Source organism: Sphingomonas trueperi (assembly GCF_011927635.1).
GTDB classification, from domain to species: Bacteria; Pseudomonadota; Alphaproteobacteria; order Sphingomonadales; family Sphingomonadaceae; genus Sphingomonas; species Sphingomonas trueperi.
In genome coordinates, this window is the sequence record NZ_JAATJB010000004.1 from 95,496 (window position 1) to 120,814 (window position 25,319).

Sequence of the window (25,319 nt, forward strand, 5' to 3'; positions counted from 1 at the left end):
GGGGGCCAATTTCATTGTAGAGCAGATATGCAGAGCGCCGCTTCCGTAGCGCTACGGAGGCTCTCCACCCTTCCGGCGCTTGCCCCCGCCGGCGACGTTCCCTAGTTGTTCACGGATGTCGCTTGCCCCTACTCCCCAGGACGCGCCCTATCTGCAGGGCCTGAACGAACCCCAGCGCGAGGCCGTGCTGACCACCGAAGGCCCGGTGCTGGTGCTGGCCGGCGCGGGCACGGGCAAGACCGCAGCGCTCACCGCCCGGCTGGCGCACCTGCTGTGGACGCGAAAGGCCTATCCGTCGGAGATCCTCGCCGTCACCTTCACCAACAAGGCGGCGCGCGAGATGCGCGAGCGCGTCGGCCGGTTGGTTGGCGAAGCGGTGGAAGGCATGCCCTGGCTCGGCACCTTCCACGCGATCGGCGCGAAGATGCTCCGCCGCCATGCCGAGCTGGTCGGGCTGCAGAGCAATTTCACCATCCTCGATACCGATGACCAGCTCCGCCTGCTCAAGCAGCTGATCATCGCCAACGATCTCGACGAGAAGCGCTGGCCCGCGCGCCAGCTCGCCGGGCTGATCGACGGCTGGAAGAACCGCGGGATGATCCCCGCCGACCTCGACGCCGGCGAGTCCGAGAGCTACGCCAATGGTCGCGGCCAGTCGCTCTACGCCCAGTATCAGGAGCGGCTGCGGCTGCTCAACGCCTGCGACTTCGGCGACCTTCTCCTCCACATGTTCACCATTCTTAAGACAAATCGTGAAGTGCTGGACCAGTATCAGAAGCGCTTCCGCTATATCATGGTGGACGAGTATCAGGATACCAACTCGGTCCAGTATCTGTGGCTGCGGCTGCTCGCGCAGGAGCGCAAGAACATCTGCTGCGTCGGCGACGACGACCAGTCGATCTACAGCTGGCGCGGCGCGCAGGTGGAAAATATCCTGAAGTTCGAGAAGGACTTCCCCGGTGCCGTTGTGATCAAGTTGGAGCAGAATTACCGCTCCACCCCGCATATCCTCGGCGCCGCTTCGGGCGTGATCGCCAACAATGGCGGGCGGCTCGGCAAGACGCTGTGGACCGAGGTCGACGTCGGCGAGAAGGTCAAGGTGCTCGGCGTGTGGGACGGGCCCGAGGAAGCCCGCCGAGTCGGCGAGGAGATCGAGGGGCTGCAGCGCGGCGGGCTCAGCCTCGACGCCACCGCGATCCTCGTCCGCGCCCAGCACCAGACCCGCGAGTTCGAAGACCGGTTCATCGCGATCGGCTTGCCCTATCGCATTATCGGCGGCTTCCGCTTCTACGAGCGCCAGGAAATCCGCGACGCGCTCGCCTATCTCCGCGTCGTCGCGCAGCCCGCGGATGACCTCGCCTTCGAGCGCATCGTCAACGTTCCCAAGCGCGGCCTCGGCGACAAGGCGCTGGCCAAGGTCCACCAGTTCGCGCGCGCGCAAGGACTGCCGCTGGCCACGGCCGCGGCGCGCATCCTCGATACCGACGAACTGACCCCGCAGGCGCGGCGATCGCTCGGCAACCTGATCGGCGACATGGCGCGCTGGCGGAGCATGGGCGACGACCTCCAGCACCCGGATCTTGCCCGCATCATCCTCGACGAAAGCGGCTATACCGCGATGTGGCAGGCCGACCGCACCGCCGAGGCGGCGGGGCGGCTGGAGAACCTCAACGAACTCGTCCGGGCGATGGAGGAGTATGAGAGCCTCTCGGCCTTCCTGGAACATGTCAGCCTGGTGATGGACAACGAGGCCTCCGCCGAGGAGCCCAAGGTGACGATCATGACGATCCACGCCGCCAAGGGGCTGGAGTTCGACACGGTCTTCCTCGCCGGCTGGGAGGAAGGCATTTTCCCGTCGCAGCGCGCACTCGACGAGGGCGGGCTGGCGAGCCTCGAGGAGGAGCGCCGGCTCGCCTATGTCGCGATCACGCGGGCGCGGCGGCGGGCGATCATCCTCCACGCCGCCAATCGCCGCATCTACGGGCAATGGACGTCGAGCCTGCCGAGCCGCTTCGTCGGCGAGCTGCCGCCCGAGCATGTCGAGTCGGAAAGCACGATGACCGGCGGCGAGAGCCTGTGGCGGGCGAACTGGAGCGAGCGGAGCGATCCCTTCGCCGACGTCTCGCGCGGCGCGGGCCGGGGTCCGGGCTGGCAGCGCGCGGCGGGGGTCGACACGAAGAACCCGGGCGGCGGCTTCACGCCCCGCACCTTCACCCGCGACCAGCCGCGCGTGCTGGAAAGTCGTGCTTCGGCGGTCAGCTTCGGCGCCAAGCCGCGCGGCGACCTGTCGCTCGGCATGCGCGTGTTTCACCAGAAGTTCGGCTATGGCACGATCGCCGAGATCGAAGGCAACAAGCTCGAGATCGATTTCGAGCAGGCCGGGCGCAAGCGGGTGATGGACAGCTTCGTCAGCGTGCCCGAGTGACCAACGAGGTCAGGCTTCGGGCTCGACCTTCATCAGCGTGTTGCCGACATATTTGTCGAGCTCGGGATCGAACATCTCGCCGATCTCGAACGCACGATCGAGCACCGAGACTTCCTTGAGGCCGTCGACCTTGAAGGTGGCGATCTTGGGCTCGCGCGGCAGCATACCTTCGCGCGAGACGATCTGCGCATCGGTGTAGAGCGACTCGTTGCGCGTGTAGAGGATGTACGGCGCGACGATCATCCGCGTGCGATTATAGGTCACCTGCAGGCACCGCAGGCGGACGATGCCTTCCAGCACGAAAGGCGTATTGTTGACGGGAGCTTCGGTCACGGCGGCGCTAACGTTCATGAGACAAATATGATACCAATGCTGCAGGGCAGCAAGCGCAAACCGCATATACCATCGGACACTCCCCTCCCAGCCTTGTTTCGCGCATAGCTTCGTTCAGCCGCGCTTCACGCGCAAGGGCGGATGGAACCGCCGACCCGGCCACTGCGCCGGCCGGGGTGAATGAAGGAGACTCGCATGAAGCATGTCCTGGCCCTGGTTGCCCTCGCGACCGCAGGCCTTTCGGTCGCCGCGCCGGCCTCGGCGCAGCAATATGCCTCGCCGGACCAGGAGCGCGCCCGCTTCGAAGCTGCGCGCGATCGGTTCGACCGTGAATATCGCCTGTTCCAGCAGGCCTCCGAGCGCTACGCCAATTACAGCGACTGGCTCGCCCACGCCCCGCCCCCACCGCCGCGGGTCGACATTCGCGATGAAGGCGATTGGGAGCCGTCGCGCTACTACCGTCCCGGCGGCAGCGAGCGCGTGCTGAGCCGCGACGACCGCGTGTATCGCGGCGACGACGGGCGCTATTACTGCAAGCGCCCGGACGGCACCACCGGCCTGATCGTCGGCGCGGCGGCAGGCGGCCTGTTCGGCAACGTCATTTCCGGTCGTGGTTCCAGCACCGTTGGCACGCTGCTGGGCGCGATCGCCGGTGGCGCGATCGGCAACTCGGTCGATCGGAACAACCAGATGAACAACCAGGACGTGCGCTGCCGCTGAGGCGCGCTCCGGGGCTTCGCACATTTCCGTCGCGAAGCCCCTTGTCCTTCGACGACCCATGCCTATGTTGAACCTGCGGGACCGGGCCCCTCTGGCGGCGGCTTCACCTGAAGCCCCGTGATGTCGGACCGCATCGAGCGTGCTCGGTGCAGGATCGGCGGTGTTCTCCCACTCCCTCGCACCACCCTCTCCATCGGGCCGCTCGATCGATGCAATCATCGATTTGGAGCCATGACGATGACGATTGTTGAACGCCTGATCGCCACCCACCGGATGCTCGAGCGCGAGATCCGCAGCGAATTGCGCCGCCACCTGCCGGACGCGTTCCGCCTGGCGCAGCTCAAGAAGCACAAGCTTGCGGTGAAGGACCGGCTGCACCTGCATCTACCGGGGCCGGCCGCGCGGCTCGCGCTGGTGCCGAGCCGCCGCTGAGCGACGGCGGGCTGGGTCCGGCGATCGCCGCCGGACCCTATGTCCTCAATGCCAGAAGATCAGCAGCAGGATGATGATGGGAAGCGGAATCCCCAACAGCCACAATAGGATGCCCTTGCCCATTTCAATCTCCTGGAAGCGTCGTTTCGCGTTCGACTAAACCATGGTTTGGCCCCTTGTTCCGGGGTGGGAACCGAGCGCGCGCTGGTGCACTAAGCTGGCGATGCAAACCGACGGCCTTCCCATGCCCCGTCGCCTCACCGCCATCGCCGCCGTGTCGTTCGGCACGGCGCTGGTGGTGATCGACGGCGCCATCGCCACCGTGGCGCTCCCCACCATCGCGCAGGACCTGCACGTCGACTCTTCGTCCGCCGTGGCCGTCGTGACGGTGTATCAGCTGGTGCTGGTCATGCTGCTCCTGCCCTTTTCCGGACTCGGCAACCGGGTGGGCCTCAAGCGGCTGTACCAATGGGGCCAGATCGTCTTCACGGTCGCGACCATCCTCTGCTTCTTCGCCAAGAGCCTGCCCTTCCTGCTGATCGTCCGCGCCGCGCAGGCGGCGGGTGCGGCGGCGGCGCTCAGCGTCTCCTCGGCGCTGGTGCGCCAGATCTACCCCGCCAAGCAGCTCGGGCGCGGGCTGGGCGTCAACTCGGTGGTCGTCTCGGTCTCGGCGGCGATCGCGCCGACGCTGGGCGGCCTCGTGCTCGCGATCGGACCCTGGCCCTGGGTGTTCGCGTCCGCGGTCCCCTTCGCGGTTGCGAGCCTGTTGCTCGGTCGCTCGCTGCCCGACATTCCGCGCTCCAAGGCGCCGTTCGACGTGCTCGGCGCCGTGCTCTGCGCGACGATGTTCGGGCTGGTGATCGGCGGCGCGGAAAGTGGCGTCCATGGCGACAGCCCGGTCGTCTCCGCTGCGGTCGTACTGGCTGGCATCGCGATCGGCGTGATCTTCGTCCGCCGCGAGCAGGGCGAGGCCGAACCGATCCTGCCGGTGGACCTGCTCGCCCGCCCGGTTCTCGCGCTCTCGACGATGGGCGCATTCACCGCCTTCATCGCGACGATGACGCTGCTGCTCTCGCTCCCCTTCCGGCTCCAGCACGGCTATGGCTTCGCCCCGTCCGAGGTCGGCGCGGCGATTGCACCCTGGCCGCTGACCACCATGTTCGTCGCGCCGCTCGCCGGCACGCTGTCCGACAAATATCCGGCCGGCGCGCTGGGCGGGATCGGCATGGGCATCGCCATCGCCGGGCTGGTCGCCCTCGCCTTCCTGCCGCACGACCCGAGCTATTTCGACATTGCCTGGAGGATGTCGCTGACCGGTGCAGGGTTCGGCATGTTCCTTTCGCCCAATGCGCGGCTGATCATCGGCTCGGCCCCGGTCGAGCGCGCGGCGGCGGCGGGCGGGCTGATCTCGACGACGCGGATGGTCGGCCAGACCACCGGCGCGACGCTGGTCGCGGCCCTGCTGGCGATGGGCGTTGGCGCCGGCACGACGCCTGCGCTGGTCGCGGCGGGCCTGGCGCTGATTGCCGGGATCTGCAGCCTCGCCCGCCTGCGCCCCTCGGTCCGCAACCCGGCCAAGGTCGAGGCGGACCAGGCCCAGCCCGCGCAGATGGGGTAAAGCTTTAGCCGCTCAAACCACGGAAGCATTGCGCAGGGCAGGGCACCGCGCCAAGAGCGAGACCATGTCACCGCATCCGTTCGCCATCGGCAATTTCCGCGCCTATTTCGTCGCCCGCCTCGCCGCCACTCTGGGGCAGATGGCGATGGTGATCGTGATCGGCTGGCAGGTCTACGACATCGCCCGCCGGACGATGAGCATCAAGGAAGCCGCCTTCCAGCTCGGCATGATCGGCGTCGCGCAGTTCCTGCCGCTGCTGTTCCTGTCGCTGTTCGCGGGGTGGGTGGCGGACCGGATCGACCGGCGCTGGATCGCGCGCGCGGCGGTAGCGCTGGAGGCGTTCTGCGCGCTGGCACTCGCCTGGCTGACCTGGCAGCAGACGATCACCCTGCCCGCCTTGTTCAGCATTGCCGCGCTGCTCGGCGTCGCCCGCGCTTTCGCAAGCCCGGCGCTGGGAGCGCTCGCCCCGAACCTGGTACCCAAGTCCGTGCTGCCGACCGCGATCGCGCTCAGCTCGCTCGCCTGGCAGAGCGGCACCGTGATCGGCCCGGCGATGGGCGGGTACCTTTACGCCGCCGCCTCCTGGCTCGCCTATGCCGTGTCGGGCGGGTTGTTCCTCGTCTCGCTGCTGATGCTGTTCCTGATCGGACCGGTGCCGGTCGCCAATCGCAAGTTCACCGGCAGCCCCTGGTCGCAGATGGTCGACGGCCTCCATTATGTCCGCCGCAACCGGCTGGTGCTCGGCGCCATCTCGCTCGACCTGTTCGCGGTGCTGCTCGGCGGCGCGACGGCGATGCTGCCGGTCTATGCGCGCGATATCCTGCAGGTCGGGTCCGAGGGGCTCGGGCACCTTCGCGCGGCCCCCGCGTTGGGTGCGGTGGTGACGGCCCTGTTCTTCTCGTGGCGCCCGCTCAAGACCAATGTGGGCGTGAAGATGCTGGTCGCGGTCGCCTTGTTCGGCCTGGCGACGGTGGTGTTCGGCGCCGCCGCACCGCTGCTGGTTCCGGTGCTCGGTCCCAAGGCGGTCGGCACCGACCTTTCGCCCGCGGTGCTGATCTCGCTGGCGGCGCTGTTCGTGCTGGGCGCGGCCGACATGGTCTCGGTGTATGTCCGCCAGTCGCTGATCCAGCTCTACACGCCGGACGAGATGCGCGGCCGGGTCGGCGCAGTCTCCACGCTGTTCATTTCCGGCTCGAACGAGCTGGGCGAAGCCGAAAGCGGCTTCCTCGCCGCGCTGATCGGGCCGGTCGCCGCGGTGATCGGCGGCGGCGTCGGCGCGATCCTTGTCACGGTCCTGTGGTCGAAGCTATTCCCTGAGCTCAAGCGGGCTCGAACCTTCGATCCTCCGGCCACCCTCGAAGTTCCTCCCAAGGAGATGACGACATGAAGGCCAACACGATCCTCGAGACGATCGGCAACACGCCGCACGTCCGTATCAACAAGCTGTTCCCCGGCGCCGAAGTGTGGATCAAGTCCGAGCGCGCCAACCCCGGCGGCTCGATCAAGGACCGCATCGCGCTGGCGATGGTCGAGGCGGCCGAGAAGGACGGCAGCCTCCAGCCCGGCGGCACGATCGTCGAGCCGACCAGCGGCAACACCGGCGTCGGCCTGGCGATGGTCGCGGCAGTGAAGGGATACAAGCTGATCCTGGTGATGCCGGAGAGCATGTCGCTCGAGCGGCGCCGGCTGATGCTCGCCTATGGCGCGAGCTTCGATCTTACTCCGCGCGAGAAGGGCATGAAGGGCGCGATCGAGCGCGCGCTCGAGATCGTCGAGAGCACGCCCGGCGCCTGGATGCCGCAGCAGTTCGAAAACGCTGCGAACATCGACGTACATGTGCGTACCACCGCACAGGAAATCCTGAACGACTTCCGCGACACGCCGATCGACGTGATCATCACCGGCGTCGGCACCGGCGGCCATATCACCGGCGTGGCGGAAGCGCTGAAGAAGGAATGGCCGAACCTGAAGGTGTTCGCGGTGGAGCCGGAACTGTCGCCGGTGATCTCGGGCGGCCAGCCGGGTCCGCACCCGATCCAGGGCATCGGCGCGGGCTTCGTGCCGAAGAACCTGCACACGGACGCGATCGACGGGGTGATCAAGGTCGATGCCGCCCTCGCCAAGGACATGGCGCGCCGCTCTGCCGCCGAAGAGGGCATGCTGGTCGGCATCTCCTCGGGCGGCACGCTCGCGGCGATCCTGCAGAAGCTGCCCGACCTGCCCGACGGCGTCCGCGTCCTCGGCTTCAACTACGACACCGGCGAGCGCTATCTGAGCGTGCCGGACTTCCTGCCCGAGAGCTGATCGGAGGTCGAGGGCGCGGCCCCTCCACCCGTCATCCCGGCGAAAGCCGGGATTCATTTGCCACTCGGTTGCAGCAAGAGCCGTAACGCTCAGGGCAATGGATCCCGGCTTTCGCCGGGATGACAGCGCGTTGTTTTCTATTGCGACTTGGAATCGACGATCGAGTCCTCGACCGCTCCGTTGTCCGGAACGGCTGCCGCCGGCTCCGTACCTGCGGGAAGCGCCACATGGACTTCGACCCGCCGGTTCTTGGCCCGCGCCTCGGGATCATCGCTGCCGTCCGCCTTGGCATTCGGTACCAGCGCGCGGGTCTCGCCGAACGCGATCACGGTCATTCTGCCGGCCGGCACGCCCTTCGTCAGCAGATAGTCACGGACAGCCTCGGCCCGCTTGCGCGAGGCGACGAGGTTGTCGCGATCGTTGCCGCGCGTGTCGGTATGGCCGCTGATGGTGATCGCTCCACCGGCTGCCATGGTCGCGTTGGCGAGCATCTCGTCGAGGAGCTTCCTGCCGGCATCGTCCAGCTTGAGGCCAGAGGCGCCGAACGGCACCACGAGATCTACGGGCTTGAGCTCCGGCTTCTCCGGCTCGTCCGGCACCACTTCCGGCCGCAGGATCGACTTGGGAGCCTCGGCCGCACTGTTGTTCGCGAGCCCGTCGTCCTCGGCGAGGATGCTCCGGTTCTCAGCCGCCGCATTGTCGCGCGCGGGCTCCCGCACATTGCAGCCCGCCAGTACCACCATGAGCGCCAGCATCGCCCATCTGCTCATGCAACCTCCTCCTGCAGTCGTCGCGCCGCCGGCACGGGGGGCACGTACGAGATGATCGTGTCGCCGGGCTGCGGCGTCGGCCGGCTGGCGTGCGAGAAGAAGCGGAGCAGCCCGCCCTTGCGCACCAGCAGCAGCATGTCCGCCGCGTCGGGCAGGTCGGCCTTGGCGGCGTCGAAGTCGAACTGTTCGGTCAGCCGGGTCTTGCGGAAGGTCCAGCCGCCCTGCTCGCGCTCGACGATCTCGTCGACGCCGTGCCCGCTGGTGAACAGCGCGCGGCCGCGCAGCGACTCCGGCAACGCCCGCGCATCCTCGTCATCGCCGCCGCTGCCGAGCTGGTAGACATTGTCGCGCCCCATCTCATGGGCGAATTCGTTGCAGACCAGCGCGTTATACGCCTCGTTGTCGCTCGTCGCGGCGAGCACCTGGAATTGCGACATGTCCAGCCGGTCCTCGGTCGCCTCGGCGAGGATCTCGCCATGATAGGTGGCGATGCCCGCCGAGCGCGCAGGCCGCAGCCGCTGCCAGCTGGTGTCGCAGATCGTCACCGGCACCTCGAGCTGGCGGAGCTGGTCGGCGAGCGCCAGGCTCCACGGCGTGCCGCCGACGATCAGCAGCCCGCGCTCGGTGGCGCCGGTCACCTTGAGCAGCCGCGCGACGGGGCCGATCGAGAAGCCGTGCGCGAGGATCGTCGCCACCACCACGGCAAAGGACAGCGTCACCAGGATCGATCCGTCGCTGTACCCCAATTTGTCCAGCCGCAGCGCGAACAGCCCGGAGATCGCCACCGCCACGATACCGCGCGGTGCGATCCAGGCGACCAGCAGCCGCTCGTTCCACGGCACCTTGGTGAAGGCGAGGCTCAGCAGCACCGTGATCGGCCGCACCAGGAACAGCAGCGCGGCGAGGAAGGCGAGGAAGCGCCACTCGAAGTGCCGCAGCACCTCGAAATCGAGCGAGGCGGAGAGCAGCACGAACACCCCCGAGATCAGGAGGACGGTGACGTTCTCCTTGAACGGGTGGATGTCGCGCAGCGAGTCCAGCCGCATGTTGGCGAGCGCCACGCCCATCACCGTGACGGTGATCAGCCCGGTTTCCTGCTGGATCAGGTTCGAGCCGACGAACACGCCGATGACGGCGACGAGCAGCACCGGCGCCTTGAGATATTCGGGCACATGCCCGCGCTGGAACGCCCAGCCGATCGCCTTGGCGACGACATAACCGATCAGCCCCGCGACCAGGCTCGCCGCGAGCAGCGACCCCAACACGCTGAGCAGCGTACCGCCATCCCCGGCGCGGCGGAGATATTCATAGGTCACCAGTCCGCACAGCGCGCCGATCGGGTCGTTGACGATCGCTTCCCATTTCAGGATCGCGCGCGGGCGCTGCGCGACATTGCTCTGGCGGAGCAGCGGCAGCACCACCGTAGGCCCGGTTACGACGAGGATGCCGGCGAACAGCGTGGCCACAGGCCATACCAGCCCAGCGGCATAATAAAGCGCCAGCGCCCCCAGCCCCCAGCCGATCGGCACGCCGAGCAGCACCAGTCGCGTCACCGCGCCGTCGGTGCGCCGCAGCTCGCGGAAATTGAGGCTCAGCCCGCCCTCGAACAGGATCAGCGCGACGGCGATCGACACGATCGGTTCGAGCAGCTCGCCGAATACTGCGTGCGGCTCGATCGCGCCCGCCACCGGCCCGGCGAGTACGCCGGCAACCAGCATCAGTGCGATCGCCGGCCAGCCGGTGCGCCAGGCAATCCACTGCGCACCGATGCCGAGCGCACCGATCAGCGCGATGACGAGCGCGGGTTGATGCATCGGGAGAACATACCTTCTTTCTTGCGCAAAGTCGTTGCGCGCCCCAACCCAATACGGTTGCACCGCCGTATCGGTTCCGTTTCGCTGGCGATCGGAACTGTGTTGTTCCCAGTTCAGGCGCATTCGGATACAGGCGGCCTCCCTGATTTCGGAACATCGCCCCCGCCTGTGACGCCTGCCCTTCCCACTGCTTCTCCTCCCTTGTGGCTGCGCCTCGTCCTCGGCATCGTCGCGCTTGCCGCGCTGGTCGTGCCGACGCTGCTGGTGCTCAACGCGCCCAAGGTGTCGCACGGCGCCCGTCGCGCGCCGCCGGTAGCACTCCCCAATCGCGTGGTGCCGAAGGAAGAGCTGCCGCCGGTCGAGCCGGTCGCGATCGCCGATCTCGACCCCGAGGATGCCCGTGCGTTCAACGCATCCATTCCCTTTGCCACCGGCCCCAACCCCGCGGCGCGGCCCTTCCACCTCGTCGGCGCGGCCGACAGCCAAGAGCGCGCGGTCGACTGCCTCGCCGCCGCCGAGGTCTATGAAGCGGGTGACGATGCGCTGGGCGAGCGCGCGGTGGCGCAGGTGATCCTCAACCGCGTCCGCCACCCCGCCTTCCCCAAGACGGTGTGCGGCGTGGTGTTCCAGGGATCGGAGCGCAGCACCGGCTGCCAGTTCACCTTCAGCTGCGACGGCGCGATGCTGCGCTGGTCGCCGACGCCCGCCGCCTGGGCCCGCGCCCGCGAGATCGCGAAGATGGCGCTCCACGGCACGGTGTTCCGCCCGGTGGGCCATGCCACCCATTACCATACCGACTGGGTGGTGCCCTATTGGAGCGCGAGCCTCGACAAGATCGTCGAACTGCACACGCATCTGTTCTTCCGCTGGGCCGGCTGGTGGGGCACGCCGCCTGCCTTCAACCGCGCCTATGTTGCCGACGAGCCCAAGATCGCACTGCTCGGCCGGCTCTCGCCTGCCCACCAGGGTTTCATCGCCCCGGACGTGATCGATCCCGCCAGCCCGATCGGTGACCCCGGTGCAACCGGCCTACTGTTCGATCCGCGCAAGGCGGCAATGTCGCTGCCCGCCAGCGCGATCCCCGCGCCGACCCCGGGCGATCCCAACGTGTTCCTCGTGATCCTGCCCGAAGACTTGCTGCCGGACCTGTTTCCCGCCGTCGCGCTCCGCGCCTGCGGCGACCGGCCCTATTGCAAGTTCATGGGCTGGGTGGATGCGACAAAGAAGCCGCCGCGCCTGCCGCCCAGCGGCGAACAGGCGGCGGCAATGTCTTTCAGCTATCTGCGCGACGAGAAGGTGCGTTACGTGAAAGCGCTGTGGAATTGCGACCAGTTCCGCAAATGGGACGGCACGCAATGCATGCGGCGCCCGCTGCCACTCAAGCCCCAGCCCCAGCCAACACCCAGCCCAACCGCCACGGCTGTCTCGACGTCCGGCGATGCGGCGCCGCTCGACGGCATCCGCCGCAAGGCCGCGCCCGCACAGAACAAGGCCGGCGCAGCGGCTCCCGCTACGCCGGCCTCGTCGGTCCCCAGCAGCGATTAGGCTGCCTTGAACATCTCCGGATCGAGCGCCATCACGCTCTCGCTGCCCGCCTCGATCTTGCGGCGCAGGCCGCTCGCATCGGGGAGGAAGCGCTCGGCATAGAAGCGCGCGGTGACCAGCTTGGCTTCGAGGAAGGCGACGTCCTCGGCCCCCTGCGCCAGCGCCTCGCTCGCCGCCTTGGCCATGCGCAGCCACATCAGGCCGAGTGCGACCAGGCCGGTCAGCTGCATGTACGGATAGGCGCCCGCGCCGACTTCGTTCGGGTTCTTGAACCCGTTCTGCGCCAGCCACATCGTCGCCCCTTGGAGATGGCCCAGCGCCTTCTCCAGCGCCTCGGCAAAGCCCGCGAGCTTCGCGTCGCCCTTGGCCGCGGCGACTTCCTCGCCGACGACGCGGAAGAAGGCCTGCACGGCGCGGCCGCCGTTCAGCGCCAGCTTGCGGCCGACCAGGTCCATCGCCTGCACGCCGTTGGTGCCTTCGTAGATCATCGCGATGCGGGCATCGCGGACATACTGCTCCATGCCCCATTCGGCGATATAGCCATGGCCGCCATAGACCTGCTGGCAATCGGTCGCGACCTTGTAGCCGATATCGGTGCCGACGCCCTTGATCACCGGGGTCAGCAGCCCGATCAGGTCGCCGGCGAGCTGGCGCTCTTCCTCGGTGGCGGCGGCATGCTCCATGTCGACCTGGAGCGCGCCCCACAGGCACAGCGCGCGCAGGCCCTCGATCTGCGCCTTGGCCTCCATCAGCATGCGGCGCACGTCGGGGTGGACGAACAGCGTGTCGGCCTTTTCCGCCGGCTCCTTCGGACCGGTGAGCGCGCGGCCCTGGCGACGGTCGCCGGCGTACTGGACCGCGTTCTGCATCGCGACTTCGGCGATGCCGAGGCCCTGCAGGCCCACGCCCAGACGCGCCGCGTTCATCATGATGAACATCGCGGCGAGACCCTTCATCTCCTCGCCGACCAGCCAGCCGGTGGCGCCGTCATAGTTCATCACGCAGGTCGAGTTGGCGTGGATGCCCATCTTGTGCTCGATCGAGCCGCAGGTCACCGCGTTGCGCGCGCCCAGCGACCCGTCGTCGTTGACCAGGAACTTCGGCACCACGAACAGCGAAATGCCTTTGGTGCTGTCCGGCGCGCCGGGCGTCTTGGCCAGCACCAGGTGGATGATGTTGCTGGTCAGGTCGTGCTCGCCCGACGAGATGAAGATCTTGGTGCCGGTGATGCTGTAGGAGCCGTCCGGGTTGGGCTCGGCCTTGGTCTTGATGAGACCGAGATCGGTGCCGCACTGCGGCTCGGTCAGGTTCATCGTGCCGCCCCATTCGCCCGAGACCATCTTGGGGACGTACTTGGCCTTCTGCTCCTCCGATCCCTTGACCAGCAGCGCGGCGATCGCACCATGGGTGAGGCCGGGATACATGGCGAAGGCCATGTTCGAGGCGATCATATATTCCTCGAACGCGGTCGCGACGACATGCGGCATCGCCTGGCCACCGAACTCCGCCGGCGCGCTCAGCGTGCCCCAGCCGCTCTCGACGAACTGCTGGTACGCTTCCTTGAAGCCTTCGGGCGTGGTCACGCTCCCGTCGGGGTGGCGGGTGCAGCCCTGCTGGTCGCCGCTATGGTTGATCGGGAACAGCACCTCGGCGACGAACTTGCCGCCTTCCTCCAGCACCGCATCGACCACGTCGGGGGTCGCCGCCTGGAAGTGCGGCAGGTTGGTGTAGCGATCGAGCCCGATGACCCGATCGAGGACGAAGCGCGTGTCGCGCACGGGCGGGGTAAACTGCGGCATTTCAGGTTCCTCAGTGCTCGTTGTTCTTAATGTTCGTTGTCTTTGCTTCTGATCAGGTCGACGAACTGCGCCAGCTCGGCGATATGCGCGTCGATGTCGCGCTTCTGCGCTTCGAGATGGCGGATGCGGTCCATGCACCGCTCCAGCGTCACCTGGCGCTGGACCCGCCGGCCGTCGCCGAGATCGTAGAGATCGATCATCTCCTTGATCTCGCCCAGGCTGAAGCCGACGCGCTTGCCGCGCAGGATCCAGGCGAGCCGGGCGCGGTCGCGGTGCGTGTAGATACGCTGGGTGCCGCGCCGCTCGGGCGCGATCAGCCCCTCGTCCTCGTAGAAGCGCAGCGCGCGGGGGGTCACCCCGAACTCGGCGCACAGGTCGGAAATGGAAAAGGCGTCGCGGTCGGGACGCGGTTCGATCGGCGCCAGGGCCTCGATCGGAGCGGCAGCAGCGGTCATGCCGCCTTTGTAGTTTACCCTTACGTGAACGTCAAGCGGCGCGCGCTAGTTGTTGGGCGGCTTGGCATCGCCGTCGAAGCGGGCGCGGACGATGTCCTCGTGGAGCAGGATGGCGCGGGTCTCGAGCTCGGCGACCTCGCTCTGGGTGAGCCCGCCACGGGCGAGCCGCTCGGCGATGTTGCCGTTGACGACATCCGCGCGCCCGAGCCGACGCGCTTCGCCACGGGTCAGCTGGCCGCTACGCGCGCCGGCGCGGATCTCGCTGCGCGCCGACCGCGCCTGCGCCGGGACATGGATCCCGCGTCCGGCGAAACTGCCGCCGACGCTGGAGGGTACCGGGCCGCCCCAGATCTGGGCGGAGGCAGGGAAGGCAGCTACCAGGCAGGCGGCGCTCGCAAGGACCAGAACACGCATCGGCTCTCTCCCATGGCTGCCGGTCGGCCTCGGCAGCCCTTGGGGAGGGTATCATATGCAAACGCCGCGTCTACTCCCCGCAGAGCGCATGGCCTTCGGTGTCGCGCATCGCCTGCGCCTCGGGCGCCGATTCGCCCAGCCGCGCGAACTGGGCACCCGCAAGGGCCGCTCGCCCGGTGCACCACTGCGCGCACGCCTTGGGCAACGCACCCGGTAACGCGAGGTGATCGCCGTCAAAGCGCGCGGTAAAGCGGCAGCCGCCGTCAGGTCCGAGGGCCAGCACCAGCCCCTCCCCGTCGCGGCGGATCGATCCGGTCGCGCGGCAGCCATTGCCCTCGCCATAATCGATGACGATGCCGATCCGGTGCGCCGTGCCGGCCGGCACGATGCAGAGCCGATCGGGCCCGCGCGCATAGGCGCCGGCGATGCTCACGTCCTTGGGATCGCGTACGAGACCGCGCTGGATCGCGGCATTCTCCAGATCGACCGCGGTGCCCGAAGACGGCGCAGGGGCAGGCCCACCGCACGCGGCGAGCCCGAGCAGCAACGCCAGCCCCGCCCGCTTCATGCGTCGCGCACCAGCGCTCCGTTCTCGATCCGGCGATAGAAGCAACTGGGTGCCCCCGTGTGGCAGGCGGGGCCGTGCGGCTCGACGCGCAGCCACAGCGCGTCCTGGTCGCAATCGATCCGCGCCTCGACGACGTGGAGAAAATGCCCCGACGTCTCGCCCTTGGTCCAGAGCCGGCCGCGGCTGCGCGACCAGAAGGTGGCCTTGCCGGTCGCCAGCGTCACCGCCAGCGCCTCGGCATTCATATGCGCGAGCATCAGCACCTCGCCGGTGGTGGCATGGGTGGCAACGGCGGTGATCAGGCCGTTGGCGTCATATTTCGGGTCGAGCGTGGCGCCCGTTTCGCGGATGTCGGTCACGCGCGCGCTGTAGCGGGGTTCGGGCGCAGCGTCATCCCTCGCATGTCCGCACGCAGCGGTTTAGAGGCGCAGGCGTCCTGCGCTCCAACGGAGAAGATCGTGATCCTGTATGCCCTGGCCCCGCTCGTGCTCGCGGCGGCTCCCGTTCCGGCGCAGACCGGCCCCAGCTTCGCCTGCGCGACGGCCGCGACGCCGACGGAGAAGGCGATCTGCGCCGATCCGAAGCTCGGCGCGCTCGATCGCGAAATGGCGCAGCTGTTCGGGATCGCCAAGGAAAGTGCGCTCGGCAGCGGCCCCTCCAGCCAGCTTGCCGCCCAGCGCGCTGCCTTGCAGGAGATGCGCGCCTGCAAGCCGCCGCTCGCCCCCTGCCTGCTGGACCGCTACGCCATGCGCAACCAGGAACTGGCGATCGCGGCACTTCCCAAGGCGCCCGCCATCGCGCTCGCCGTACTCCGCCGCGGCGACCCGGCCTTCGCGCCGATCCTCGAGGCAGTGCAGCTCTGGTCGGAAGCACCGGTCGACGCCAACTGGTCCGCGCCCGAACGCGCACAGCGCCGCACCCGCATCGCCGCGTTGCTCAAGCCCTATCTCACCGGACTCCAGACCAAGCCGGACCAATCGTTCGGCAATTCGGTCCTGCGCGAGCCCGGCACCGACGGCGTGACGGTGAAGACGATCGACGACCTGTTCAGCTCGGATCGCCATTTCGCCGCCTTCCTCAACGTGCTCGGCCCCTATCTCGACGAGCCGAAGATCACGGGCGCGCCGCGCGCCCTGCCCTGCGCCGCGATCGTCCGGCACCCGAAGCTGCTCGACGCGACCGGCCCGATATTCGGATCGACGATGGACAACTTCGTCTTGCGCAACGACTGCAGTGACACCCTGCCGCCGCTGCCGTCGCTCGGCGCGCTCCAGACCAAGCTGTTCCGCGGCTGGCCCGACTGCGAGGGCACCATCCGCTACATGGCATACAGCAGCTTCAACCGCGACGTGGATGCAGCGCGGCTGGGGCTGGTCGATCCGGGCAAAGCCACGCCGCTGCCCGCGCGCAAGGGCGTGACCAAGGCGGATCTGGACGGCGTCGAACGCGACCTCTCCGCCTATTACGCCACCTACTTGCACCGTGCCCCTGTAGCTGCGGCGAGGATGGCTCGCAGCGCGCTGTTCCGGCTGATGACCGACGCCCACCAGTGCGAGTAAGGTTCAGTGCTTGCGGATCGCCTTGACGAGGTCGTCCTTGTCCATCTTCGATCGCCCCTCGATGCCGATCTCCCTGGCTTCGTCGTACAATTCGGCCTTGCTGCGGTCCTCCAGCTTGCCGCCACCCGAATCGAGGCTGCCGTTCGCCTGCGCATTGGCGATGCGCGCTGCTTTCTCCTTCGAAGCGCCCTCGTCGCGCAGCTTCTCGTAGAGGTCGTCGTTCTTGATCTGCGAACCGTGGTTCTTGGCCATGATCGCTCTCCTTTCTCAGGGGGTTAACCTGCAAAAAGGGTAAACGGTCCTTTTCCCTGTTACAGACCGGAGACAAAGCGGGAGGAAGCGCTTATATGCCCGCCCATCGTCCCCGTTCCCCCCCGAGGGCCAATGCTTACCACACACCCGTTCGATGACGACAAGCTGCGCGAAGAGTGCGGCGTATTCGGCGTTTCCAACAGCGAAGGCGCGGCCGCGATGGTCGCGCTGGGGCTGCATGCGCTCCAGCACCGCGGCCAGGAGGCGGCCGGGATAACCAGCTGGGACGGCCATCAGTTCCATACGCACCGCGCGATGGGCCATGTCGCGGGCAATTTCGATCGCGACGACGTGATCCGGTCGCTCCCCGGCACCACCGCCTGCGGCCATGTCCGCTACGCGACGACCGGCGGCTCGGCGATCCGCAACGTCCAGCCGCTTTATGCCGAGCTGGCCAGCGGCGGCTTCGCGGTGGCGCACAACGGCAACATCTCGAACGCGATGCGGCTGCGGCGCGATCTCGTCCGGCGCGGCGCGATCTTCCAGTCGACCTCGGATACCGAGGTGATCATCCACCTCGTCGCCACCTCGCAGTACCGCACGCTGATCGACCGGTTCATCGATGCGCTCAAGCAGGTCGAGGGCGCCTATTCGTTGATCGTCATGACGCCCGAGGGCATGATCGCCTGCCGCGATCCGCTCGGCATCCGCCCGCTGGTGATGGGCCGCCAGGGCGATTCGGTGGTCTTCGCCTCCGAGACCGTCGCGCTCGACGTGTGCGACGCGCAATATGTCCGCGACGTCGAGCCGGGCGAACTGGTAATCGTCAAGGCCAATGGCGAGATGACCAGCCACAAGCCCTTCGCGCCCCAGGCGCCGCGGCCGTGCATCTTCGAATATGTCTATTTCTCGCGCCCCGATTCGATCAGCGACAATCGCTCGGTCTATTCGGTGCGCAAGGCGATCGGCGCGCAGCTGGCGATCGAATCGCCGGTCGAGGCCGATCTCGTCGTGCCGGTGCCCGATTCGGGCGTGCCGGCGGCGATCGGCTATGCCCAGCAGTCGGGCATTCCGTTCGAGCTGGGCATCATCCGCTCGCACTATGTCGGCCGCACCTTCATCCAGCCGGGCGACAAGGTCCGCCACCTCGGCGTCAAGCTGAAGCACAACGCCAATCGCGAGCTGATCGCGGGCAAGCGCATCGTGCTGATCGACGATTCGATCGTGCGCGGCACCACCAGCCTCAAGATCGTCCAGATGATGCACGATGCCGGCGCGAAAGAAGTGCACATGCGCATCGCCTCGCCGCCGACCCGCCATAGCTGCTTCTACGGCGTCGACACGCCCGAGCGCGCCAAGCTGCTCGCCGCCAAGATGGACGTGGGCGGGATGACCGACTTCATCCATGCCGACAGCCTCGCCTTCGTCTCGATCGACGGCCTGTACAAGGCGCTGGGCGAGGCCCGCCGCGCCGACATCCATCCCAAATATTGCGACGCCTGCTTCACCGGCGACTATCCGACGACGCTGACCGACCAGGACGAGCTGGCCCCGCCACCGGACCAGCTGGCGCTGCTCGCCGAGAAGGTCGGCTGAGCCGGTGCGCGACGGTCCGCTGGCGGGACAGACCGCCCTCGTCACCGGCGCCAGCCGCGGCATCGGCGCAGCGACCGCGATCGCGCTGGGCAAAGCGGGCGCGCATGTCATCCTCACCGCCCGTACCGCGGGCGGGCTGGAGGAAGTGGAGGACGCAATCTTCCAGGCCGGCGGCAGCGCGACGATCGCGCCGCTCGACCTTGCCGAGCATGCCGCGATCGGCCGGCTGGCCGGTGCGATCGGCGAGCGCTGGCCGACGCTCGACATGCTGGTGCTCAACGCCGGCATGCTTGGCACGCTGAGCGCGGTGAACGCGATCGACTTTGCCGAATTCACCAAGGTGCTGGCGCTCAACGTCAGCGCGCAGGGCGCGATGCTGGCGGCGTTCGACCCGATGCTGCGCAAGGCGCCGGGTGCGCGGGTGCTGGGCGTCACCTCCAGCGTCGCGCGCACCCCGCGCGCCTATTGGGGCGTCTATGGCGCCTCCAAGGCGGCGTTCGAGAATCTGCTGCTCAGCTATGGGCACGAGCTGGAGAATGTCAGCCAGGTCCGGGTCGGCATCGTCGATCCCGGCGCCACCCGCACCAAGATGCGCGCGCGCGCCTTCCCGGGCGAGGACCCGGCGACGGTGAAGGTGCCCGAAGTCGTCGCCGAGCGAATCGTCGCGCTGATGGCCGGCGGGTTCGAGCGCGGCCATTTCGAGCGGGTCGGCTGAGCCGCTAGTTCTCCTCCTCGCCGTTCTTGGCGGCGGGGCTTGGTGCCGGCGCGGGCTTGCCACAGGCGCAGCGGGCGCTTGCCGGCTTTCGCGTCGGGGCGGTGGTCGCGAACTCGACGCGGGTGAGCGCGCCCGACTTGTCGGCGTCCGCACCGGTGAACTTGGCGATCGCCTTGACCGACCATTCCTCGAAGCTCAGCCTGCCGTCGCCATTGACGTCGAGCCTGGCGAACGCCTTGTGCCGGTTCGCGAAATACTCGTCGCGGGTGACCGCATCGTTGCGGTCCTTGTCATAGCGATCGAAGCGCTTCTGCTCGCGGGTCTTGGCATCGGCCTCGGGCGCGACATCAGGGAGCGGGGTGGTCGTGCCCGCAGCGGCCGGCGCTGGCTGCAGCACCGCTGCGAGCGGCCCCCGCCCCGGCGCGTGCTGGAACAGCAGAAACCCTCCGAACGCCAGCAACAGCGCCGCACCGGCGCCCACCGCATATCGCCACATGCCAAGCCTCCCCCGAGGAAGGTGCAGCCTACACCTTCAAGGGGATGCAGCCAAGACCTAGCGGCCGCTGAGCCGATGCCAGAGCAGCCGCGCGACTCGCTTGGGCGCGCCGATCGGCAGCGGGGCATCGACGGGCAGATCGAGGTCCATCCGCGCGCGGTGCGCCATGGCGCCGAGCGCGCGGGCATTGCGGCTCCAGCGCTGGCCCAGCGCTTCGGCGAGCTTCGGCGCGGCGAGGCTGCGAGCGGCATCGGCCTCCACGCCGTCGCCGAGATGGCGGGCGAGATCGGCCAGCGCCCAGCCCTCGCCTCCCTGCGCCAGCGGATCGCCCGCGGCGCCGAGCGCGGTGCCGGCCGCGACGAACAGGCTCCCCCGCCCCGCCCCGTAGCGGGCGAGCGCCAGGCCATCGAGCGCCTCTTCCTCGACCAGCACTTCCCAGCCATGGACGATCGGCACCAGCGACGCGCCGGTGACGCCGCGGGGAAGCAGCTCGGCGGCGAGCCCGCGCAGCACCGGCTCGGCGGGCGGCGGCGCGGTGTCGAGCTTGGCCAGCGCCTCGCGCCACCAGGCGAGCCGCAGCTGGCCGACCGCGGGCTGGCTGGTGGTGCGCAGCAGCTGCGCCAGCGCCTCGTCCAGCGCCAGCAACGCGGCGAGCGCGGGGCGCCCGGTGACGGGCGCATAGGACAGGATCAGCACCCGTTCAGGGTCTTCGGGGGGCATGTTTAGCGAAGCGTTCACCCCTTCCCTCTATGGCGGGAGGATCGGCGACGGAAGAGCGAAGGCTCCCGCGCCCAGGGGTTTCGATCGATCGCCATGCGCAGAACGGTTCTCGAGCGGTTTCAGCGGTGCCTCTCCGGGACGATCCCCAGGGTCGGGCTGCTCGCGCGCCTGCGCCGTAATGTCGCCGGCAACACGCTGGCGATGATGGCGATCGCGCTGATCCCCTTGCTGTTCATCGCCGGCTCGGCGGTCGACACCGCGCGGCTCTACATGGTCAAGAACCGGCTCCAGCAGGCGTGCGATGCCGGTGCGCTGGCCGGGCGGCGGTTCATGGTGTCGAGCAGTTCGACGACGCTGGACAGCGCAGCGACCACGCAGGCCAACGCCTTCTTCTCCAACAACTTCAAGATCGGGCTGTTCGGCACCAAGGCGGTGACGTTCACCCCGTCCAAGACCAGCGAGAACCAGGTCGCCGGCACCGCCACCGCGACCGTACCGATGACGCTCACCGGCATGATGGGCTTCCGGGACCAGGCACTGACGGTTACCTGCGAGGCGCGCTACGATGTCGCGGATACCGACATCATGTTCGTGCTGGATACGACGGGCTCGATGGCGTGCACGACCGCCGACGGCACCGCCGGATGCAGCCAGCCGGTGTACAGCTATGTGCGCCCGGCGCCGGACGGCACGACCGGCTACGCCGTGACGGAAAAGCCCGGATCGAAGATCTCGGGTTTGCGCCAGGCCGTGCTGAACTTCTACGACACCCTAGCCGCCGCGGTCGATCCGGCAACGCATCTGCGCTACGGCTTCGTCACCTATACGTCGACGGTTAACGCCGGCTATGCGGTCACGGCGCTGTCGCCAAGCTATCTCGTAGACAGCTGGACCTATAACAGCAGGACGCTCGCCGGTGATGCGAACAACGGTACTGCCACCACCAGCACCTATTCGAACAAGACGCAAAGCCAGTGCAACGCCTACGCCAACCGCAATCCTGCGTCAGGTTACACCGCGGCAGGCAGCGCCACGGTGACCAGCGTGAGCTGGAGCGCGAACACCAACGGCAACATCAGTTATGGTACCTGCACGGTAACCGCCCAGCCTGTAAAGCCGAACTGGCGCTACCAGAAGGTCACCTACGACACTAGCCAGTACAAGCTCGGCACCACGATAACCGATCCCTCTAAGATCAGTGGCGCGACCTCGCGTTGGCAGGGGTGTCTCGAAGAGCGGAGCACCACCGCGTCGAGCAGTTTCGACTATTCCAACCTGCCGGCAGACCTGGACCCGGACCTCGTTCCTTCCAGCGATGCAACACGATGGCGGCCGATGTGGCCGGATGTCGTCTATTATCGCGGCGGCTATTCCAGCCTCACCTATTCGGGCAACAGCACCAATCCCTATGGGGATGGCACCAGCACCGGGACGCTCGACTATTATACCCCCCTGAATGCCTATCAGAACATTGCGTATGGCTGGGTGTCCTGTGGAAAGCCGGTGCAGCGGCTGAAGGTGATGACGCGGACCGACGTCAGCAACTACGTCAATGCGCCCGATTTCGTGCCGCAGGGCGGCACCTATCACGATACCGGCATGATCTGGGGCACGCGGCTGCTCTCGCCGACGGGCCTGTTCGCCGCCGACACCAGCGCCTGGCCCGGTCGCAATCCGCCCAAGCGCTACATCGTGTTCATGACCGACGGCGACATGGCGCCCAACATGTGCCTGTACGGCATGTATGGCATCGAGAATTACGACCAGCGCGTCACCAATGTCGGCTATCAATCGAGTTGCTCGAGCAGCACCCAGCTCAACAACCATTATGCCCGCTTCCTCGCCGCCTGCGCCGCCGCCAAGGCGCGCAACATCTCGATCTTCGTCGTCGGCTTCGGGCAGACGCTGACCACCCAGCTCAGCCAATGCGCCACGCCCGGGCAGGCCTTCTACGCCGCCGACAACACGGCGCTCAACGCCGCCTTCCAGACGATCGCCAAGCGCGTCGCGATGCTGCGGGTCAGCAAATGACCCGCCCCCTCGCCTCCGACGAGCGCGGCGCGACGCTGGTCGAATTCGCCATCCTGCTGCCGGTGCTGCTCGGGCTGCTGATGGGGCTGATGGACCTGTGCTATCAGGCCTATGTCCAGGCGGTGCTGGAAGGCGCGGTGCAGAAGGCGGCGCGCGATTCCACCATCGAAGCGGCCAATACCACCACCATCGACAACCGGGTGATCGCGGCCGTCCGCCAGGTCGCCGGCAAGGCGACCGTCACCCCCAGCCGACTGTTCTATTCGAGCTTCTCGGTGATCAAGCCCGAGGACTTCGTCGACGGCAACGGCAACAACAAATATGATTTCGGCGAGTGCTTCACCGACATCAACGGCAACGGCCAGTGGGACATGGATCCGGGCCGCGCGGGCCAGGGCGGCGCCAGCGATGTCACCATCTACAAGGTGACGGCGACCTATACGCGGCTCTTCCCCGTCGCGCGGATGATCGGGCTGGGCAACCAGGTGGTGCTCACCGCAGCGACCCGCTTCAAGAACCAGCCCTACGGCACCCAGTCGATTCCGATGCCGCAGAAGATCTCGTGCTCCTGAGCGTGTGCCTGCTGCTCCGCCGGCTGATCGCCGACCGCTCGGGCGCCGCGCTGCTCGAATTCGCGCTCGGGCTGCCGATCGTGCTGACCGCCGGGCTCTGGGCAATCGAGCTGACCAACTATGCGATCACCAACCAGCGCCTCAGCCAGATCGCGCTGGCGCTGGCCGACAATGCCAGCCGCGTCGGCGAGTTCAAGGGGACCGGCTTCACCCAATTGCGCGAGGTCGACCTCAACGACGTGCTGCTCGCCGCCAAGCAGCAGGGTACCCCGCTCAATCTCACCGCCAATGGCCGTATCACGCTGTCCAGCCTGGAGAACAGCGGCGGTACCCAGCGCATCCACTGGCAGCGCTGCATCGGCGCGAAGAGCGGCCCCGCCTACGACTCGCACTATGGCAAGACGGTGAAGGCCGACGGCGTCACCTATGACCCGGACGCGGGCGTCAACACCGCCAGCTCGGGCGACAACAGCAGCCAGCACCCGGGCACGCTCGCCTCCAACGGCATGGGCGAGAACGGCGCGCAGGTGAGCGCGCCGACGGACTCCGGGGTGATGTTCGTCGAGATCAACTATCTCTACACGCCGCTGGTCGGCAAAGGCTGGTTCACGAGCACCAAGACGATGCGCTACGTCGCCTCGTTCGTCGTCCGCGACAATCGCGACTATGGCCAGGTCTACAACCCCGCGCCGACCGCGAACCGCTCGACCTGCGATCGCTACGGCGCCTGACGAAAAAGGCCCGCCCGACGGACTGTCGGACGGGCCTGTTTTCTGCTCGAGCGCAGAAGATCAGCGATAGGTGACCTTCTTGACGACCGCGACGGCCTTGTCGGCAGTCACCATCGCGAGCTTCTCGAGGTTCGCCGCGTAGGGCAGCGGCACGTCCTCGTTGGTCACGCGCAGCACCGGCGCGTCGAGATCGTCGAAGCCCTCTTCCATCACGAACGCGGCAATTTCCGACGCGATCGAGCAGACCGGCCAGCCTTCCTCGACCACCACGATGCGGTTGGTCTTCTTCAGGCTTTCCAGCACGGTCTGCTTGTCGAGCGGACGCAGCGTGCGCAGGTCGATCACCTCGGCGTCGACGCCCTCGGCCGCCAGCTTCTCGGCAGCTTCCAGCGCCACGCCCACGCCGATCGAGTAGCTGACCAGCGTGACGTCCTTGCCCTCGCGCACGATCCGCGCCTTGCCGATCGGCAGGACGTAATCGTCGAGCTTCGGCACGTCGAAGCTGCGGCCGTACATCAGCTCGTTCTCGAGGAACACGACCGGATCCTGGCTGCGGATCGCCGCCTTGAGCAGGCCCTTGGCATCGGCCGAGTCATAGGGCGCGATCACGATCAGGCCGGGAACGCTGGCATACCAGGGCGCATAGTTCTGGCTGTGCTGCGCGCCGACGCGGCTCGCCGAGCCGTTCGGACCGCGGAACACGATCGGGCAGCGCATCTGGCCGCCGGACATGTAGTTGGTCTTCGCCGCCGAGTTGATGATGTGGTCGATCGCCTGCATGGCGAAGTTGAACGTCATGAACTCGATGATCGGCTTCAGGCCGCCCATCGCCGCACCGGTGCCGACGCCGGCGAAGCCGTACTCGGTGATCGGCGTGTCGATGACGCGCTTGGGGCCGAATTCGTCGAGCAGGCCCTGGGTCACCTTGTAGGCGCCCTGATACTCGGCGACTTCCTCGCCCATCACGAAGATGCGCGGATCGGCGCGCATTTCCTCCGCCATCGCGTCGCGCAGTGCTTCGCGGACGGTGGTCTTCACCATCTCGGTGCCGGCGGGCACGGCGGGATCGGCCGGACGGGTCTTCTCGACGGCAGCGGTCAGCTGCGCGGTGCCGGTTTCGGGTGCCTTGTCGGCAGCCGGTTCCGGGGTCGGCTCGGTCTGCTGGCTGGCCGGGGTCGGGGCTGCGGCCGCCGAAGAGGCATCCTCGCCCTCGCCCGCGATCATCGCGATCACGGTGCCGACCTTCACGTTATCCGTGCCCTCGGCGACCAGGATCTTGGCGATCATGCCTTCGTCGACGGCTTCGAATTCCATCGTCGCCTTGTCGGTCTCGATCTCGGCGAGGATGTCGCCGGACTTCACGACATCGCCTTCCTTGACGAGCCACTTGGCGAGCGTGCCCTCTTCCATGGTCGGCGAGAGTGCCGGCATCTTGAGTTCGATCGCCATC

General features: G+C 67.8%; 25 protein-coding genes. 13 read left to right on the forward strand and 12 right to left on the reverse strand.

Features of this window, described 5'->3' with window-relative positions; all coding sequences use genetic code 11:
* The first annotated feature begins 115 nt into the window (after positions 1–115).
* Positions 116–2,425, forward strand: coding sequence for an ATP-dependent helicase (locus GGR89_RS08255; protein WP_125977074.1), 2,310 nt, complete (start codon positions 116–118; stop codon positions 2,423–2,425).
* Between the two features lie 9 nt (positions 2,426–2,434).
* Here GGR89_RS08255 and GGR89_RS08260 read toward each other — a convergent pair whose 3' ends face one another.
* The gene (locus GGR89_RS08260; RefSeq protein WP_125977075.1) at positions 2,435–2,776 is read right to left on the reverse strand and encodes a WYL domain-containing protein; all 342 of its coding nucleotides are present in this window, start codon (positions 2,774–2,776) and stop codon (positions 2,435–2,437) included.
* Positions 2,777–2,953: 177 nt separating this feature from the next.
* Between GGR89_RS08260 and GGR89_RS08265 the strand changes: the two genes are divergently transcribed.
* The 5 genes from GGR89_RS08265 (at position 2,954) to cysK (ending at position 7,832) form a co-directional block, all read left to right on the forward strand.
* On the forward strand, positions 2,954–3,478 hold the full coding sequence (locus GGR89_RS08265) for a glycine zipper 2TM domain-containing protein (RefSeq protein ID WP_125977076.1): 525 nt from the start codon (positions 2,954–2,956) through the stop codon (positions 3,476–3,478).
* Between the two features lie 237 nt (positions 3,479–3,715).
* Positions 3,716–3,910 carry an HP1242/YdcH family protein gene (locus tag GGR89_RS08270; protein ID WP_241213595.1) on the forward strand — a complete coding sequence of 65 codons (195 nt, stop codon included), beginning with the start codon at positions 3,716–3,718 and terminating at the stop codon, positions 3,908–3,910.
* A gap of 223 nt (positions 3,911–4,133) precedes the next feature.
* Positions 4,134–5,528 (forward strand): MFS transporter, encoded by a 1,395-nt coding sequence (locus GGR89_RS08275; protein ID WP_125977078.1) that lies wholly within the window; start codon positions 4,134–4,136, stop codon positions 5,526–5,528.
* Between the two features lie 64 nt (positions 5,529–5,592).
* Complete coding sequence (locus GGR89_RS08280; protein WP_125977079.1) at positions 5,593–6,915, forward strand: MFS transporter; 1,323 nt, start codon at positions 5,593–5,595, stop codon at positions 6,913–6,915.
* Positions 6,912–7,832: a cysteine synthase A gene (gene cysK / locus GGR89_RS08285; RefSeq protein WP_125977080.1), complete on the forward strand. Its 921-nt coding sequence runs from the start codon at positions 6,912–6,914 to the stop codon at positions 7,830–7,832. Before GGR89_RS08280 ends, cysK begins: the two co-directional genes overlap by 4 nt.
* A 137-nt stretch (positions 7,833–7,969) precedes the next feature.
* On the opposite strand, the gene GGR89_RS08290 is transcribed toward cysK, so the two are convergent.
* Both GGR89_RS08290 and GGR89_RS08295 read right to left on the reverse strand, forming a co-directional pair.
* Positions 7,970–8,602 (reverse strand): OmpA family protein, encoded by a 633-nt coding sequence (locus GGR89_RS08290; protein ID WP_125977081.1) that lies wholly within the window; start codon positions 8,600–8,602, stop codon positions 7,970–7,972.
* Positions 8,599–10,416, reverse strand: coding sequence for a cation:proton antiporter (locus GGR89_RS08295; RefSeq protein ID WP_125977082.1), 1,818 nt, complete (start codon positions 10,414–10,416; stop codon positions 8,599–8,601). Before GGR89_RS08295 ends, GGR89_RS08290 begins: the two co-directional genes overlap by 4 nt.
* A gap of 168 nt (positions 10,417–10,584) precedes the next feature.
* On the opposite strand from GGR89_RS08295, the gene GGR89_RS08300 reads away from it, so the two are divergent.
* On the forward strand, positions 10,585–11,961 hold the full coding sequence (locus GGR89_RS08300) for a cell wall hydrolase (protein WP_125977083.1): 1,377 nt from the start codon (positions 10,585–10,587) through the stop codon (positions 11,959–11,961).
* Here the strand turns inward: GGR89_RS08300 and GGR89_RS08305 are convergent.
* The 5 genes from GGR89_RS08305 to hisI all read right to left on the reverse strand — a co-directional run bounded on the left by GGR89_RS08305 (position 11,958) and on the right by hisI (position 15,556).
* A complete protein-coding gene (locus GGR89_RS08305) occupies positions 11,958–13,760 on the reverse strand; it encodes an acyl-CoA dehydrogenase C-terminal domain-containing protein (RefSeq protein ID WP_125977084.1) in 1,803 nt (600 codons plus the stop codon). The genes GGR89_RS08300 and GGR89_RS08305 overlap by 4 nt on opposite strands.
* Before the next feature lie 26 nt (positions 13,761–13,786).
* Positions 13,787–14,215 (reverse strand): MerR family transcriptional regulator, encoded by a 429-nt coding sequence (locus GGR89_RS08310; RefSeq protein WP_125977085.1) that lies wholly within the window; start codon positions 14,213–14,215, stop codon positions 13,787–13,789.
* Positions 14,216–14,260: 45 nt separating this feature from the next.
* A complete protein-coding gene (locus tag GGR89_RS08315) occupies positions 14,261–14,629 on the reverse strand; it encodes a hypothetical protein (protein WP_125977086.1) in 369 nt (122 codons plus the stop codon).
* Between the two features lie 70 nt (positions 14,630–14,699).
* Positions 14,700–15,197 (reverse strand): hypothetical protein, encoded by a 498-nt coding sequence (locus GGR89_RS08320; RefSeq protein ID WP_125977087.1) that lies wholly within the window; start codon positions 15,195–15,197, stop codon positions 14,700–14,702.
* Complete coding sequence (hisI, locus tag GGR89_RS08325; protein ID WP_125977088.1) at positions 15,194–15,556, reverse strand: phosphoribosyl-AMP cyclohydrolase; 363 nt, start codon at positions 15,554–15,556, stop codon at positions 15,194–15,196. Before hisI ends, GGR89_RS08320 begins: the two co-directional genes overlap by 4 nt.
* Positions 15,557–15,655: 99 nt before the next feature.
* On the opposite strand from hisI, the gene GGR89_RS08330 reads away from it, so the two are divergent.
* Positions 15,656–16,756, forward strand: a complete 1,101-nt coding sequence (locus GGR89_RS08330; protein WP_125977089.1) for a lysozyme inhibitor LprI family protein — start codon at positions 15,656–15,658, stop codon at positions 16,754–16,756.
* Positions 16,757–16,759: 3 nt separating this feature from the next.
* Here GGR89_RS08330 and GGR89_RS08335 read toward each other — a convergent pair whose 3' ends face one another.
* Positions 16,760–17,008 carry a DUF7218 family protein gene (locus GGR89_RS08335; protein ID WP_125977090.1) on the reverse strand — a complete coding sequence of 83 codons (249 nt, stop codon included), beginning with the start codon at positions 17,006–17,008 and terminating at the stop codon, positions 16,760–16,762.
* 132 nt (positions 17,009–17,140) lie between these two features.
* Between GGR89_RS08335 and purF the strand changes: the two genes are divergently transcribed.
* Both purF and GGR89_RS08345 read left to right on the forward strand, forming a co-directional pair.
* Positions 17,141–18,604 (forward strand): amidophosphoribosyltransferase, encoded by a 1,464-nt coding sequence (purF, locus tag GGR89_RS08340; protein WP_125977091.1) that lies wholly within the window; start codon positions 17,141–17,143, stop codon positions 18,602–18,604.
* A 4-nt stretch (positions 18,605–18,608) separates the two neighbouring features.
* Positions 18,609–19,319 carry an SDR family NAD(P)-dependent oxidoreductase gene (locus GGR89_RS08345; protein WP_125977092.1) on the forward strand — a complete coding sequence of 237 codons (711 nt, stop codon included), beginning with the start codon at positions 18,609–18,611 and terminating at the stop codon, positions 19,317–19,319.
* A 4-nt stretch (positions 19,320–19,323) separates the two neighbouring features.
* On the opposite strand, the gene GGR89_RS08350 is transcribed toward GGR89_RS08345, so the two are convergent.
* Positions 19,324–19,815, reverse strand: coding sequence for an EF-hand domain-containing protein (locus tag GGR89_RS08350; RefSeq protein ID WP_125977093.1), 492 nt, complete (start codon positions 19,813–19,815; stop codon positions 19,324–19,326).
* A 57-nt stretch (positions 19,816–19,872) separates the two neighbouring features.
* Positions 19,873–20,553 (reverse strand): squalene/phytoene synthase family protein, encoded by a 681-nt coding sequence (locus GGR89_RS08355; protein ID WP_241218035.1) that lies wholly within the window; start codon positions 20,551–20,553, stop codon positions 19,873–19,875.
* Positions 20,554–20,628: 75 nt separating this feature from the next.
* On the opposite strand from GGR89_RS08355, the gene GGR89_RS08360 reads away from it, so the two are divergent.
* Genes GGR89_RS08360 through GGR89_RS08370 form a run of 3 tightly spaced genes read left to right on the forward strand, consistent with a single transcriptional unit; the run spans position 20,629 to position 23,869 of the window.
* Positions 20,629–22,566 (forward strand): TadE/TadG family type IV pilus assembly protein, encoded by a 1,938-nt coding sequence (locus tag GGR89_RS08360; protein WP_125977094.1) that lies wholly within the window; start codon positions 20,629–20,631, stop codon positions 22,564–22,566.
* Positions 22,563–23,138 carry a TadE/TadG family type IV pilus assembly protein gene (locus GGR89_RS08365; protein ID WP_125977095.1) on the forward strand — a complete coding sequence of 192 codons (576 nt, stop codon included), beginning with the start codon at positions 22,563–22,565 and terminating at the stop codon, positions 23,136–23,138. Before GGR89_RS08360 ends, GGR89_RS08365 begins: the two co-directional genes overlap by 4 nt.
* The gene (locus GGR89_RS08370) at positions 23,129–23,869 is read left to right on the forward strand and encodes a pilus assembly protein (protein WP_241218036.1); all 741 of its coding nucleotides are present in this window, start codon (positions 23,129–23,131) and stop codon (positions 23,867–23,869) included. Before GGR89_RS08365 ends, GGR89_RS08370 begins: the two co-directional genes overlap by 10 nt.
* A gap of 60 nt (positions 23,870–23,929) precedes the next feature.
* Here the strand turns inward: GGR89_RS08370 and GGR89_RS08375 are convergent, their stop codons facing one another.
* Positions 23,930–25,318, reverse strand: coding sequence for a pyruvate dehydrogenase complex E1 component subunit beta (locus tag GGR89_RS08375; RefSeq protein ID WP_125977096.1), 1,389 nt, complete (start codon positions 25,316–25,318; stop codon positions 23,930–23,932).
* Position 25,319: the final 1 nt, after the last annotated feature.